This is a genomic window from Olivibacter sitiensis DSM 17696 (genome assembly GCF_000427965.1).
Classification (GTDB): Bacteria; Bacteroidota; Bacteroidia; order Sphingobacteriales; family Sphingobacteriaceae; genus Olivibacter; species Olivibacter sitiensis.
The window spans coordinates 65,226-81,126 of record NZ_ATZA01000022.1; the positions used below are offsets into that span (position 1 = coordinate 65,226).

Genomic DNA, 15,901 nt, shown 5'->3' on the forward strand with positions numbered 1-15,901 from the left:
AAATCGTTGATTCTGTAATTCAATGGTTTTCATACTTAGTTCAGTTTTAATTTGAATTAATCGATGTCTGTAAAAAATAAGTTATACGTTGGAGTACTTATATGTTTTGTTTCCATGGTCGGGATTGGTCTTTTTTTCGGCATCACGCTGAAAAAGCAGATGGATTCATCCAATATGGTTTTACATAGCCAAGAGGTGCTGAATCTGGCACAGGAGATCAAACATGTCGTCATACGTATGGAAACCAATAGGTTGGCCTACCGTTCTACTGTTGAAGATCGCTTTTTGATTTCCCAAGACTCTTTATCCGTTATTGGAGAGGCGCTTGTGAATAATTTGCGTGGATTGATAGTTGACAATGAATCACAACTTGCGTTATTAACGGAAATTGAGACGGCCATCGACGCACTGACTTCCTATTGGGATGGTATGTCGCCACAGTCCTACAAATCGGAATTTGAGATATTGAAGCAGAGGACTTTGCAAGAGGAGGAATTGATAGGCGATTTTTATGTGTTGATCAACCAATTTGTGGAGAATGAGGAGATCTATCTCAAGGAAAGATTGTCTACCAATAGGCAGATGGTAGACAAAGTGTCATTTCAAGTGTATCTCACCGCAGTAATTGTTTTCATAGCTTTTAGTTATCTCGTTTTTATCGTTAGGAAAGAGCTTCAGATGAGGTTAAAACTACAGCAACGTCTGAAAGACAAATTGAAGGAAATGGAGGGGCTGAATAGGTTAATGAAGAAAAGCAATTGGACATTGACCGGTGTGAGCAAGGTAAACGATGCAACACGAAATATTTATGAGATTAAAGATCTGATAGATAGCTGTCTTTCCCAGTTGACAGAATATATGGAAATACCAATGGCGGCAAGCTATCAATACGATGAAAATGAAGGACTGCTCAGGCCTATTGCCAACAAAGGTTTGTTTGCCGAACATTTGAAGACAAGTAAGTTGGGCGATGGTATTGTGGGGCAGGCAGCGGCCCAAAAAACCATCAAGGTAATTAATAATATCCCCGAGAATCATTTTTTTATAGACGGTACTTTTGGTAAACTTTCTTGCCGAAGCGTGGTCATAATACCGTTATATTATTTGGACGAGTTGCTGGGTATTATAGAGCTGGGATTACTAAGGCCGGTGCACGATTCGGAATTGGAGTTTTTAAATATTGTGCAGCAAAACATAAGCAGTAGCATGTATAGTGTGCGCAAAAGCGAGCAAATTTTGGTCGTTGTAGATCAGCTAAATGCTCAAAAGGAGCAATTGGAACGGCAAAAGGAAGAACTTCTTCAAAAACATGAAGAAGTGGAGCGACAAGCAAATGAGTTGATGGTTTCTGAGGAAGAGCTAAGAGTACAGGAAGAGGAACTGCGGCAAATCAACTATGAGTTAAGTACGCAAAATGAGAGTTTGGAACATACAAGGCTGGAGCTTTCCAAGCAGAAAGAGGCGTTGGAAATCAGTAGCAAGTACAAATCCGAATTCTTGGCCAACATGTCGCATGAGCTGCGAACTCCATTGAACAGTGTACTCATCTTATCCAAGCTTTTGTCGGAAAATCAATCTGGCAATCTGACGGAAAAGCAGCAAGACTACAGTAAAATCATACATAAATCAGGTTCAGATTTGTTAAACCTAATAAATGATATCCTTGATTTAAGTAAGATCGAAGCGGGCAAAGTGGATTTTGTTTACAGCTTCGTGGACACTTCAGCCGTAGTGAGCGATATGCAGGAGTTGTTCAATGTCATGGCAGAAGACAAAAAAATTGATTTTGTCATCTCGGACCACGTGCAAAAGTCATTTTACATAGATAGGAAAAGATTTTGTCAGATAATAAAAAACCTTTTGGCCAATGCCTTTAAGTTTACGCCATCTGGAGGTATGGTGTCGCTTGATATAACAGAAAATGAGGTGACAAACGAATTGGGGTTTGTGGTGCGAGATACGGGTATAGGAATACCAAAGGAGAAGGAAGAGGCTATTTTTGAAGCTTTTCAGCAAGCCGATGGTTCTACTAACCGTGTGTTTGGAGGAACTGGTCTTGGTCTATCCATTAGCAAGGAGTTGGCGCTTAGAATGGGGGGGAAGATCACCGTGAGTAGTACCGTAGGCAAGGGCAGTACATTTTCGGTATGGGTACCCATGGATAATAGGCAATTGGATCCCAGCGATGAAGCAACGGCGACGGAGCTCGACAAAGCACTTCCGGTAAATTTGATCACAAATACACCCAAGCCCTTGGCTTTGAGAAGCGAGAATATCTGTAAAACGGTCATCGAACAGCAGCTGGTGGAAGATGATAGATTGTCTGTAATGCCTGGGGACAACGTCATTCTGATAGTGGAAGACGATGAGGCATTTGCCACAATTTTGAGAGATTTTATAAGGAGCAATGGCTTTCTTGCGATCATTGCCTTAGCGGGCGATGAAGGGATATATTGCGCCAGGAAATATAAGCCCAAGGCGATCATATTGGACATGAACTTGCCCGTGCTGCACGGGCGGCAAGTGTTGGAAATCATTCGTGAAGACGAAAACATGTTTCAAATTCCCATTCATGTTGTTTCTTCGGAAGAAAATATGGGGATAGATACTCGTCAGATAACTGGTTATACTATCAAGCCAGTAACGATAGAGGCGATCAATATGATATTTGACACATTGGTGCAGAAGATGGACAATACCAAAAATGGGGTTTTGCTGATGGGACCAAATAAGGAGAGAAGAGAGATGCTCGAGGATTTGATCAAGCGCCTGTTGGCTATCCCTTGTTTGGAGGTTCAAGACATGTCTTCTATGGAGAGCTTGGCTAGCTCCAATAATTATTGCTGCCTGATTTACAATATGGAAGGGCGCTTGAGCTACTATTGGAATGAGTTGATTAAGGTGAAGGAGGTATTGGCCAAACACGAAATTGAGTTGATCGTTTATTTGGAAAAAGAGCTCAACAGAAATGAGGAGTTAAAATTGAAACGCATATCGTCGATCGTTATCTACCACTCAGAGCAGGCACACGAACGGATAATTGATGAGCTGAATCTTTATTTCCAGACCAAGGCTCCATTGAAAAGCAACAAAAAAATAGAACAGGAAGTGCAGGCATTTGATGTAGCATATAAGTCGATTGGTAAGACAGCGTCGGGTTCTATGGTCGGTATTCTGTCCGGAAAGGCTATTTTGTTGGTAGACGATGATATGAGGAATATATTTGCATTAAGTGCCCTTTTGGATAACAAAGGGATCCCCGTGGTAACGGCAGAAAATGGATTGGAAGCCTTAGAACTATTGGAGGAAAAAGGTGATCAGATTGCTTTGATATTGATGGATATCATGATGCCTGTGATGGATGGGTATGATACGATCCGTAAAATAAGGGAGAGTTCTTATTCTTGGGCTGGTGTTCCGATTATTGCGCTAACTGCCAAGGCAATGCCGGAAGATGAACGAAAATGTATGGAAGCAGGGGCTTCCGATTATATAAGTAAGCCAGTAGACTCTCAGAAGTTGATTTCTCTGTTGAAAATATGGTTGTCCTGATAATATGGAAGATAATATGGTAGAAGAGGCAAAGAAAGTAAAGATTTTATTAGTCGATGATAAGGAAGAAAATTTAATATCGCTTGAGGCTATGCTGGAAGAAAGCCATCGTGTTTTCCTGAAAGCAACCAATGGGAATGATGCACTTAAGATCGCCTTGAAAACACCCGATCTGGCTTTGATTATATTGGATGTACAAATGCCGGAGATGGATGGTTATGAGGTAGCCAATCTGTTGCAAGCCAATTCTAAGACAAGGCATATATCCATTATTTTTGTGACAGCCATCAATAAAGAAGAACAATATGTTTTGAGAGGCTATCAGGAGGGGGCTATAGCCTATTTGTCCAAGCCACTCGATATTGCTATCACCCAACAACAGGTGAAGGTGTTCGAGAAATTATATTTTTATCAGCGCGACCTAAAACAACTATTGCAGGAGAAGAATGATATCAATCAACAGTTGGAACGTTTTATGTATGTGGTGGCGCATGACTTAAAGTCTCCGTTAACCAGTGTCATGTCGTTGATGTCCTACCTGCAAGAAATGCCTGAGGTGTCTAGTTCCGAATTGCTCAAACCTAATTTTGATCTTTGTCAAGATACCTTGCGGTATATGCAACATATGATAGGATCCATATTGGACTACTCTGCAACCGGTGTAAAAGATAGCCAGAAATCTTTTGTAGACGTTGGAAATTTGTTGCAACATATATTGCAGGTGCTGAAATTGGGAGAAAATGTAGTGGTGCGCATTGCTGAGCCGATGCCTGTATTGAATACACCTTATATTAAACTACAGCAGGTTTTTCAAAATATAATTTCCAATGCCATAAAACACAATGACAAGCCTATTTGTGAGATTGACATCTATTTTGAGCACGCAGATGATTACTATTATCGTTTTTGCGTGAAGGATAATGGGAAAGGAGTGTCAAAAGAGGACAGGATCCGGATCTTCAATCTTTTTGAGAAAACGGTAATTGCTGAAGGAAAAAGAGAGAACAATACCGGTGTGGGATTGAATATCGTAAAGTTATTGGTAGAAGAACAGGGAGGAAAACTGACTTTGGAAAGCAATCCTCAAGGAGGAAGCATTTTCTCCTTTACCTGGCAAAAATAAGAATGTCTGTCTCCTATGCTTGTTGCAAGCAAACATAGGAGACAGACTAATAACTAGCAGAGGTCGCTTTACTGCACTTGATAGCGATAGATACTTCTGCCGAGGTTGCCAAACTCATCAAAGCCTTCCATCAATACTTTATAGGTGCCCCTGCCGTCTGCATTAAAATACTGTATAGTGGCTTTCCCAGCATCATCTAGCTCAACCTCAGGATTCCAGTAAATGGTCGTTCTCCAGTCTGCCGCAGGCGTTGAGCTGGGTGTGTATTTAGGAGAGTAGAAGACCTTATGTGGTATATATCCCAATGGAGTGAAGGTAATTACATTGTACTTGGGTAGCAAATTAGCCAGCTCTTCTTTGCTAATGCGGGTGGTCTCTATCTTTTTTGTGTTTACCACTAGTACCCCATTCGTCTGATAGGTTCTGTTGACAGTGCCCAAGTCATCACGTAGAAATATTTCCACGGACTCCACTTCACCAGGCATGACTCCCATCAAGCCATTTACGTCTATGGGCATGCCGTTCAGGAAAACCTGAACAGGCACTCGGCTACCCTGGTTGTAGTCCCTGGTCACATAGAAGAAATTATCCATGAAGGTGAGTCCCATAGCTGCTGTCTGCAGGCATTGAATGAGCATGTTACAGCCGGTAAACCGTGAACCGTCTATGAAGTGGTCGGGTACCGGGCTCAGCCCAGATAGGGCAGGGTATTCCGTATGTCTTGGCTTAGGTGCTGCTCTTGCCGTGATAACTACTTCATCCAGCATATTCATGCGTTGCATACGATATTGGCGTTCGCTATTTTGGATATATGGAGCAATGGTACTATCGATGTTTACGATGTTGTCTGCCGCGACGGTAGAAGGAGTGACGGCTGGAAAATTGTCTCCTTCGAGCGTTATTTTCAGATTTCGGTAGTTGTCATTATTCCTTGCGCTGATGGTCACTTCCGACGAGTCGGCTATCATCACATTGGAAAAGGAGAAATTTCCATTGACATCCGAGAGTGTTTCCAACTGTGTTTTTTTACCTTTGATACTCATTTGAAGCTTACCATTTGCAACTGGCAAACCATTCAGCTGTCGCAAGCTGCCTCTGATGTCTATTCCCTGCTCGGGCAAAAAAACAATGCCATCCGCCTTGTCGGCAATGATTTTCTTGAAGTCTACCCGTCTATAACCTTGCGTGAGCAATAGTACATCCAAATCTGCTTTGGCATTTTCATTGGCTTTATTGAAATAATAGTTTGGCTTCTCCACGTAACCTTGCAGGTCCGAGGTGAGCAAGAAGGAAGTTAAAATAGTGGTGAAACCATCTTCATCCATTGGCACCTTCGTTTCGTCAACCACGGCAATGGAATAGCTGCCATGGGTTGCTTTGCCGCTATCCAGCGCGGAGACGTTTAATGTGACCTGTTCTTTTGGGGTATAGCTCTTCTTGTCACTTGTTATTTTAAGGTCTAACAGCGAATCTATTTGGTTGAACACAAGCCTTTCGCTGAGTGGGATTCCCGTAGGGGAAAACAGGTGGAAGGAAACAATGCCATTTGGAAACTTGTCCTTGGGTACTACAGTGCTGATCTTCTCGCTATTCAGCGCACTTTGTGCAGCATAATAAATAGCCCCATTGCTTTGTGCCACCACGGAAAAAGTTTTCCCTTTGTTCTGTTCCAGATAGGTGCCATTGGACAAGATCTCTACGGCATAGGAGCTGTCATCCTTTTCGGCGATTGCGAAAGTGATGCCAAAAGGTCGCACCTTGGGCAGTGCGTAAGCTCGCGTTGTGCCATTTGGCAGTTTTACCTGTGCGGTATAGGTTGCCTCTGCCGTAGGCGTAAGGGAGACCGCCCCCATGCCTAGTTTGTTGCTCTTGAAATTGGCTACCTCTTGCTTGTTTTGATCTATAATAGTACCCTCCACCTCAACACCTAACCCATCGGGAGCCACAGCCTTAAAAGCGACTTTACTAGTGATATCGGCTATAAGATAGCCACCTTCGGGAAAAAACTGCACGTCAGGGATATCGAATGCTTTTTTCAATGCAAAATCAGCAAACGTATTGCGGTCTTCCGTGAGGCTGATGACGGTGTGTAAAGTGCCATTTTTTAATAATTGAGCATCGGAATGGCTGATATTGACCTTGAGTAGACCTTGACTATCGGTCGTGCCGCGACCTTTCAATAAGCTTTCCGTACCCCGTACAACTTCCCAGTTTACCCGCTTGTTGGCCTCGGGATCTCCTCGTTCATTTGTATAGCGTATAGTTCCGCCAATAACGGTGCTTTTAGCATCACTTTTGGCAGAGAAGTTGGCATGGGTGCTTACTCTTTTGTTGAAAACATCGGCTATTGTCAATGATTTGTTGAAAAAATAGGCTGGGTCAAAGTTCATCATGTACTTGGTGTAGGACCTGATGCGATAATTTCCTTGCTTGTATTTCATGGGATCAAGCAAGATATGTCCCTCGCCTACACCGTCCTCCAGGCCTATCAAGAAAGTACCCATGATAGAGTCCCTTTCGTTGATGCTCTCAATGTATAAGGTTTTGCTGATGGCCGATGGTAAATGGGTATTCATCACATATGATTTGAACCATACCGTATCGCCTACCGCATAATAAGGTTTGTCGAAGTGCAGGTAGACCTTTTCAAAAGGCATTTGTGTTGCCAGTGTGTTGGTGCGCTCCACTATGGTATTGATATTGACGGTAGGTTGCCTGGATTGTGCTGTAGCAAAAAATGAAAGTGAAATGAAAAAAAGTGTATAAAATATTCCTTGTAAACGCATATGAGCAAAAAATTTTTAACAAAAAAACAAGGGCTAAGATATTCATTTCTTCAGGTATTGCATGGGGATAATTTGCTATTTAACATTATTTAGTAAAAGCTGATAAAGTAATACCCCTAAATTCGAAGCTTAAGAACTTTACCAATTTGTGCGGAAGGCCCTGGCGCAGGCAAACTTTGGTAAAGTTTTCAAGGAAATTTAATTGTGCTTTCCTTTCGTCATCAGTAAAAGAATAATACATTTGTTGCGTTGGTGATGCCCTGTTGTATCACCAGAATATTGCTAACTATTATTGTAGGTTGAAGATTAAGTTCTATTTTAAATTATGAGTAAATTAAATCGCAAGCAAGACGCGTTGGATTATCACGCCAAGGGGCGGCCGGGTAAGATAGAGGTTGTCCCCACAAAGCCGACCAACTCGCAGCGCGACCTTACATTGGCCTATTCACCTGGGGTGGCCGAGCCCTGTTTGGAAATAGCCAACAACAAAGAGGATGTTTATAAATATACGGCAAAAGGCAATCTGGTAGCTGTTATCAGTAATGGCACAGCGGTGCTGGGACTTGGAGATATCGGGCCGGAAGCTGGCAAGCCCGTGATGGAGGGGAAGGGCCTGCTCTTTAAAATATTTGCAGATATCGATGTGTTCGATCTGGAATTGGATACAAAGAACATAGATGAGTTTGTGCGTACGGTGAAGTTGTTGGAGCCGACTTTTGGTGGTGTTAACCTAGAAGATATAAAAGCGCCCGAGTGCTTTGAGATAGAGCGCAGGCTCAAGGAAGAAATGTCTATCCCTGTCATGCACGACGACCAACATGGTACGGCCATTATCTCTGGAGCAGCGCTTATCAATGCCTGCGAGTTGCAGGGCAAGAAACTGGAAGATGTCAACATTGTGGTCAATGGGGCAGGGGCAGCAGCTATATCCTGCTCGCGCATCTATGAGTCGCTGGGAGCTAGGAAGGAAAACATTGTCATGATAGACCGTGCAGGTGTGATACGGAAGGATCGCGATAAACTCGATCAGGTAAAAGCCGAGTTTGCCACGAGCAAGGATCTCCATACGCTGGAAGACGCCATAGCGGGTGCCGATGTGTTTATCGGATTGTCCGCTGCGGATGTACTTACGGCGGCGATGTTGGAAAAGATGGCTGCAAGGCCTGTCGTCTTTGCCATGGCCAACCCCAATCCGGAAATAGCCTACGACCTGGCCGTGGCAACGCGCTCCGATATCATCATGGCCACTGGCCGTTCGGATTACCCCAATCAGGTGAACAATGTGCTGGGCTTTCCTTTCATTTTCCGTGGCGCCCTGGATGTGCGTGCCAAAGGGATAAATGAGGAAATGAAACTGGCGGCCGTATACGCCATTGCACAATTGGCCAAGGAATCCGTGCCGGAGTCGGTCAATCTGGCTTACAACGTCAACAACCTGCGTTTCAGTAGGGAATATATAATACCGAAACCCAATGACCCGAGGCTGATTACGGTAGTGGCACCGGCAGTGGCAAAAGCGGCTATAGAATCGGGCATAGCACGTACCACGATAGAGGATTGGGAAGCCTACAAAACCGAACTTCGGGTACGCCTGGGGCAAGACGATTTGCTGATGCGTACCTTGAGCATGGCCGCAAAGCAAAACCCCAAGCGGGTGGTCTTTGCAGAAGCCGACAACTACAAGATCCTGCGCGCGGCACAGATCGTGAAAGAAGAAGGTATTGCCATTCCTATTTTATTGGGAGGGAAAGACAAGATCAAGGGCATCATGGATGAGTATGGCCTTGATTTGGCCGATGTGGAAATCATTGATCCAAAGAAAGAGCTAGACAGCCGGGAGTTCCGGAAGTATGTAGATGAACTGTACCGAAAAAGGCAGCGCCGAGGAGTCAGTTTGATCGAAGCGACCAAATTGATGCAGGACAGAAACTATTATGGAGCAGCCATGGTGAAATTTGGGAAGGCGGATACCTTGATCTCTGGATTGACAAAGAACTATGGCGCTACCATCAGACCTGCCTTGCAGGTGATAGGTACCAAAAAAGGAAGCAAGCTGGCGGGTATGTACATGATGCTCACCAAAAAGGGACCAGTTTTTTTTGGCGACACTACCGTAAACAAGAATCCTAGCAGCGAAGAGTTGGTAGATATTACCGTGCTGTTGTACAATGCCGTGAAGAAAATGGACATTGAGCCGAGAATCGCTTTGCTTTCTTATTCCAATTTTGGTTCCAACGAAGGCGATATCCCCGTGAAAATGAGGGAAACGGTAAGGATTTTGCACGAAAAATATCCGCATATTGTGGTAGATGGCGAGATGCAGGGCAATTTTGCAACCAATAGCAGGCTGCTGGAGGAGAATTTCCCTTTCAGTACGCTCAACGGCCAACCTGCCAATGTGCTTATATTCCCTAATCTGGAATCGGGGAACATTGCCTATAAGCTATTGCAGGAATTGGGGGAGGCCGAAGCGGTAGGGCCCATATTGCTGGGTATGGACAAGCCCATACATGTGTTGCAGCTGGGCAGTTCCGTGCGAGAAATCGTCAATATGATTACCATTGCCGTCGTAGATGCCCAGCAAAAAGAACTTTGATGTCGCACATCGCACATCGCATATCGCAAATCTCACATCTAAAAATGTACGATTACTTATCCGGCAAATTAATTGAAAAGCACCCCACCCATGTTGTCCTGGATGTAGGCGGGGTAGGTTATCACCTGCATATTTCATTGTATACGTTCGAGCAAATCAAGGATTTGGTTTCTGCGAAGCTATATACCAGTCTTCAGATCAAGGAAGACTCCCACACCTTATACGGTTTTGTAGATAAAGGAGAGCGAAAGCTTTTCCATCATTTAATTTCGGTATCGGGTATAGGTGCAAGCACGGGGAGGATGATCCTTTCCTCTATTAACCCAAACGAAATACAGACTGCCATTGTGCAGGGCGATGTGAAACAGATACAGCGCATCAAGGGGATAGGGCCCAAATCCGCTCAGCGCTTAATACTCGAATTGCAGGACAAACTTAAAAAAGAAGGCGACGGAGCACTCATGGAAATAGCCATCCCTTCGTCTACAAAGGAAGAAGCCCTTTCTGCCTTGCTTGTACTTGGCTACAATAAATTGCAATCCGAAAAAATTCTCGATCGAATTGTTTCCTCACAACCCGAAGCTACCACCGTAGAGGCCTTAATCAAGCTGGCTTTGAAAAACCTGTAAGCTGCCCGACTTACTAAAGTTCAAATGGACTGAGGGGAGGGACTTTAGTAAGTCTATATAAAGACGACTTGCTAAAGTTCATATGGCCTGTGGGAAGGAGACTTTAGTAAGTCTATATAAAGACGACTTGCTAAAGTCATATGGCCTGTGGGAAGGAGACTTTAGTAAGTTTCTTCGGGAAAGGTGACTTGCTAAAGTTCATATGGCCTGTGGGAAGGAGACTTTAGTAAGTCTATATAAAGACGACTTGCTAAAGTTCAAATGGACTGAGGGGAGGGACTTTAGTAAGTCTATATAAAGGCGACTTACTAAAGTTCATATGGCCTGTGGGAAGGAGACTTTTTAAGTCTTTATAGGTAACAGTCCCCCCAAAATAACTGGCGCACGCGTGCCGCGTGTGCCTCCGTATCGCGTGTGCCTTCTCCATAATTCCCTTGTCAGTGGCATTATTTTTTTATCGAAACACGCCCGATAATTTATTCATGTTATAATTATGTGATGTTTTAATGAAATAAATTAAATATAGGATTAAATATTTATATTTTTTTGTCATAAAAATAGTTTTTTTTTGAGACTATATACTATTTTTGTGGGGTGTAAAGGCAAAATGTTGGGGAATTAAAAGACTTTCAATATCAGTTTTGTTTAAAACAGACTCATAATTAGTTGTTTAACAGTGATCTGATTTGATTTGGTTAATTTATTTTTATAAAACGTAATTATAGAGAAAATTTTTATCAGCTTAAATCTAAAGGGATGTCAACCGTCAACAAATCTAAAAAATCCGTATACACACATTTTTTGCATACCATAAATAATTGCTTTTAAAATGGTGCTGGTATGGTCATTTGCAGCGAATAGCTTCGAAGACCCTGCGGCACCTCACCATATTTTTTTTAAGACTTAACAGATACTTTATCATAATTTATATGAAAAAAGAATTACATCAGTTATCGCTTTCTTCTTTGCTAAAGACAGCCCTATTGGCCTTGGGCCTTTTGTTTTCCTTTGATAAGGAGGCAAAGGCACGGCAATTATATACAAGTTGTATCCCGTGGTTTTCCAAGTTAATTTGTTTTTTTGGACAATTCCGATTTTCTATTTCTTGCACTTTTCAACAGGAAGAATTGAATTTAGATTTGAAAGTTTATGTTCACGCTCTTTCCGATAACCATATTATCTCTATAAAAACAAGAAGGGTATTAGGCATCTTCTCCAAGCTTGGTCATTGTTTCCTAGAGTTCAAATCATCATTAAGTATATGAAAAAAGATCTATCTCGCAGCATGATGTTTCTAAATCTATATAAGCGGCACCTAATCGGGTTAGTAGCCCTTATGTTGCTATGTTCCCTGAACCTTTTTGGACAGACTTACCGGACACATTATATAGCGCCGGCATCTTGGTCTTATTTCTCTAATGCCAATGAATTGGTGGTTGCTACCAATTCCACTACACCGATAAATGTTACCGTAAACAGGAGCGATGGAACGTTCGTGACCACGCTGTCAGTTTCCAGTGGCGCTCCTGTCACCTATAGGTTTACAGGTAGCACGGGCAGTGCACCTCGAAATGCCAATAATACGGTTTTGAGCGGCGTGGGATTGATTGTTTCTGCTGATGAACCCATCTCCGTAAGTATACGCAATGTAGCGTCAGACTCTTCGGGCCCCGATGCAAATATCAAAGGAAATGCTAACCTGTTCAGCTTTGGCGATCCGGCTATCGGTACTTCTTTTCGAATAGGCTATTATAGAGATGGGATTTTGGATACGCGCGATGGTAGAAATCACTATCCGGTTTATTCGGTAATGGCCTTGGAAGACAATACTACTGTATCTAGAAACGGTACGGTACTTACGACGCTCAATGCGGGGCAAAGTTACCTGTTTGAGGGACAATATATAGGTGCCTTAATTGAGAGCTCTGGACCAGTGGTTATGAACATGGGAGCTCATTACGACCGCCCTTATGGGGGCTGCTTCGACGGGGCCTCAAACCAGATGGTACCAACGGCATCCTTGGCAAATGATTACTTTGTGATACGTGGTAATGGTGGTAGTGGCACTGATGGTGCTGTTGCGGAGCAAACAACGGTGGTGGCTACGGCAGCAAATACGGTGGTCAATTTGATCCATTATAATGCTAGTGGTGCACAGGTAGGCGCTTCGTCCTTCACATTGAACAATCCAGGAGATTTTCAAAGCTTTGAGCACGGTGTGAATGGGCAGCAATTCTCCAGCACTAGGATTACTACCACTCAAAGTATAGCGGCCTATTCTGGTGTAGCATCGGGTTGCGAAATTGAGGCTTATACCTTGGCACCGCTTTCTGAATGTGGTGGGTCACAGCATGTGCAGAACGTTAGGTTTACGAACTTCAATAGTGGTACTTTGCCTTACTTTGGCTATGTTTTTCTGCCACTTTCGTCACCAGCAGCCGTTGTGGAGCTGAATGGAGTGGATATCATGACGCACACTGGCGTTAATAGAGTCACTCTAGGGGCTTCTGGATATGAGTTGATCACCTTTACAAATGAGGCAATTGGTAGCCCAACTAATATTGTCCTTATCAGTGATGTGCGCATGACTATTGGGATGATCCAGAGTGGCGCAGGTTTTTCCATGGCCTCTTTCCTTACCCCATTTCCAGAGCAAGCCTTGCAGCCCCAAATTAATACTTCTGGTGGCTGTGCTTTGAATACCTTAACTGCCGATGCAGGACATTCAAATTACCAATGGTATCTAAATGGTTCGCCCATCAGGGGCGCCAATTCGCATACTTATGAGGCACTCATATCGGGCAGTTACTCCGTGTCATATACATTGGATTGCGGGCCTGGGATACAATCACTTCCGGTTGCTGTTAATCTATGTGCCGATTTAGGAGTCGTGAAGGAGGTTAGTAACATGGCTCCTGCCGTAGGCTCAGAAGTCACGTTTACCATTACTGCTACCAACCATGGGCCTAGCAATGCTACAGGGGTGTCGGTAACAGATATACTTCCTTCAGGTTATACCTATGTGTCACACAATGCTGTTCCAAGTACGTCGGCTTACAATTTTAATACAGGCCTTTGGTCCATAGGGGCAATGGGACTGGATGCAACAGCAACGTTGACGATCACTGCCACCGTAAGGCCAACAGGAGAGTATGCCAATACAGCTACTATACAGGGGGCTCAAAACGATGAAAATGTAGATAATAATGTAAGTAGCGTGACCCCGGTACCGCTTCCCTATATCGCGTTGACCTCAGCAAATGAAACAGACAATCAGTTGTTGTGTCTGGGCGAAACCTTAGAGACCATTACTTATCAAGTGGGTGGATCGGCTACTGGAGTAAATCTAAGTGGCAGCTTGCCGGCAGGCGTCACAGGTGCGTTTGATCCGGCAACTCGAATATACACGATTACAGGTACACCCACTGTGCTTGGCACATTCAGCTATACATTGACTACTACAGGTGGTACAGGTGCTGCGGCTGAGCTGACTGGTACCATTACTGTAAATCCCATTCCGTCCGTAGACAATCAAACAGTGACAGTATGCAGCGGGGATACCTTTTTCATTACGCCAACGGGCGTTCCGGCAGGTACAACATACACTTGGGGAGATCCCGTCATAACAGGGAGCGTGACGGGTGCCAGTGCACAGGCCACTGGTCAGACCAGCATTGGCCAAACCTTGACCAATACAGGAAATGGGGTGGCCACCGTAGTGTATACAGTAACGCCTACTTCGGGCACCTGCGTAGGCGAACCGTTTACCGTGACGGTAACGGTGTCTCCTGAAAATACGATTACGCCACCAGCAGTGACCGAATTTTGCGGCGGCACCACCGAAGGTACCGATCTTACGATCGTCGGTACCGATCTTGGTCCGGGAGTAACTTATAAGTGGCAGATAAATACCAATCCAAATGATTTGAATAATCCATGGGGTTATGATGATATCGATATTCCAGGAGCAGACGGTAAGGACTACAATCCAGGAACGTTGACTGCTACGGGAACGGGTTTCAGACGGATGGTAGTGGCTGGCGCTCCAAGCTGCGTTGATGAATCGAGCAATATAGTAAGGTTCATTGTAATGCCTGTTATTAACAATGTGATAGTGCCGTCAACAATACTTGAGAATTGCGGCACTATTAACGAGTACGACATAGGCGGGACACTTACTGGTGGCAACAATAATAATTTCACGTTTCAGTGGCAGCGTTCTACGGATGGCATAAGCTGGACAGATATTCCTGGTGCCGATGGACAGCAATACAATCCAAATACTGTAACAGCTCCTACCTATTTCCGTAGAATTGCCTACTCTGGTAATGGCTATATTTACAATTTTTCTTGCGAGAGTATCAGTAATGTTCTTTTCTACAATACGAATGCCACTCCGGCAACACCTGGCAGCATTACAGGCGAAGCGGTGGTATGTTCCCCTGCTTCCAGCCAATCATACAGCATTGCGGCAGTAAGTGGGGCTACCTCTTATACCTGGAGCTATAGCGGCACAGGCGTAACGATAAACGGCACGGGAACGAGTGTCACCTTGACCTTTGCAGCCAACGCCACCTCGGGTACTTTATCTGTAGTTGCAAATGGTGCCTGCGGCGAAAGTAACCCATCTGAATTGGCCATCACAGTGACAGCCGCTCCTGTTATTACTACACAGCCTGCTGGCAATACTTACTGTGAGGGAGAGACTATAACAGCCCTTCAAGTCGTTGCATCTGGCGGCACGGGCTATCAGTGGTATAGCAATACAACGGCGAGCAACACGGGCGGCGTCTTGATCGGCGGCGCTACTTCTGCAACTTATACGCCAACGGTAAACGCTCCTGAAACATACTACTATTACGTGGTGGTATCGGGAGATGGAGCTTGTTCAACCACTTCTGGTGTGGCTACCATTACCATCAACGAGGAGACGACCATCACCGGCCAGCCACAGGCGAGCGCGGTCTACTGCGTTGACGAGAGCGCCACGGCACTTGGCGTTATGGCCAGCGGCACGGGTACTTTGGGCTACCAGTGGTACAGCAACACGACCAACAGCAACACGGGGGGCACGGCGATAGCCGGAGCCACGAGTTCTACCTATACGCCATCGACGGCCACCTCGGGCACCTACTACTACTACGTGGTGGTAAGCAGCGATTGTGGCACGGCAAGCTCAACGGTATCGACGGTTACCGTAAACGAGGAGACGACC

The 15,901-nt window shown here is 44.5% G+C and carries 7 protein-coding genes; 6 read left to right on the top strand and 1 reads right to left on the bottom strand.

Features of this window, described 5'->3' with window-relative positions; all coding sequences use genetic code 11:
• Nucleotides 1-63: 63 nt before the first annotated feature.
• Both A37S_RS24620 and A37S_RS0112665 read left to right on the top strand, forming a co-directional pair.
• Nucleotides 64-3,552, top strand: coding sequence for a hybrid sensor histidine kinase/response regulator (locus tag A37S_RS24620; protein WP_036602402.1), 3,489 nt, complete (start codon nt 64-66; stop codon nt 3,550-3,552).
• A gap of 4 nt (nt 3,553-3,556) precedes the next feature.
• A complete protein-coding gene (locus tag A37S_RS0112665; RefSeq protein WP_084163890.1) occupies nt 3,557-4,675 on the top strand; it encodes a sensor histidine kinase in 1,119 nt (372 codons plus the stop codon).
• A gap of 68 nt (nt 4,676-4,743) precedes the next feature.
• On the opposite strand, the gene A37S_RS0112670 is transcribed toward A37S_RS0112665, so the two are convergent.
• Nucleotides 4,744-7,461 (bottom strand): hypothetical protein, encoded by a 2,718-nt coding sequence (locus A37S_RS0112670; RefSeq protein WP_028297307.1) that lies wholly within the window; start codon nt 7,459-7,461, stop codon nt 4,744-4,746.
• A 325-nt stretch (nt 7,462-7,786) separates the two neighbouring features.
• On the opposite strand from A37S_RS0112670, the gene A37S_RS0112675 reads away from it, so the two are divergent.
• The 4 genes from A37S_RS0112675 to A37S_RS24625 all read left to right on the top strand — a co-directional run.
• Complete coding sequence (locus tag A37S_RS0112675) at nt 7,787-10,057, top strand: NADP-dependent malic enzyme (protein ID WP_028297308.1); 2,271 nt, start codon at nt 7,787-7,789, stop codon at nt 10,055-10,057.
• A gap of 44 nt (nt 10,058-10,101) precedes the next feature.
• Nucleotides 10,102-10,686: a Holliday junction branch migration protein RuvA gene (ruvA, locus tag A37S_RS0112680; protein ID WP_028297309.1), complete on the top strand. Its 585-nt coding sequence runs from the start codon at nt 10,102-10,104 to the stop codon at nt 10,684-10,686.
• Between the two features lie 929 nt (nt 10,687-11,615).
• Nucleotides 11,616-11,951 (top strand): hypothetical protein, encoded by a 336-nt coding sequence (locus A37S_RS27500; RefSeq protein WP_169719493.1) that lies wholly within the window; start codon nt 11,616-11,618, stop codon nt 11,949-11,951.
• The coding region (locus A37S_RS24625) for a PKD-like domain-containing protein (RefSeq protein ID WP_036602403.1) at nt 11,948-15,901 on the top strand (3,954 nt) is incomplete at its 3' end. The genes A37S_RS27500 and A37S_RS24625, both read left to right, overlap by 4 nt.

Excerpts from the sequence above, each read along its gene's own strand:
- A37S_RS0112670 (WP_028297307.1), bottom strand. The coding sequence starts at position 7,461 with ATGCGTTTACAAGGAATATTTTATACACTTTTTTTCATTTCACTTTCA.
- A37S_RS0112665 (WP_084163890.1), top strand. The coding sequence starts at position 3,557 with ATGGAAGATAATATGGTAGAAGAGGCAAAGAAAGTAAAGATTTTATTA.
- A37S_RS0112675 (WP_028297308.1), top strand. The coding sequence starts at position 7,787 with ATGAGTAAATTAAATCGCAAGCAAGACGCGTTGGATTATCACGCCAAG.
- ruvA (WP_028297309.1), top strand. The coding sequence starts at position 10,102 with ATGTACGATTACTTATCCGGCAAATTAATTGAAAAGCACCCCACCCAT.
- A37S_RS24620 (WP_036602402.1), top strand. The coding sequence starts at position 64 with ATGTCTGTAAAAAATAAGTTATACGTTGGAGTACTTATATGTTTTGTT.
- A37S_RS27500 (WP_169719493.1), top strand. The coding sequence starts at position 11,616 with ATGAAAAAAGAATTACATCAGTTATCGCTTTCTTCTTTGCTAAAGACA.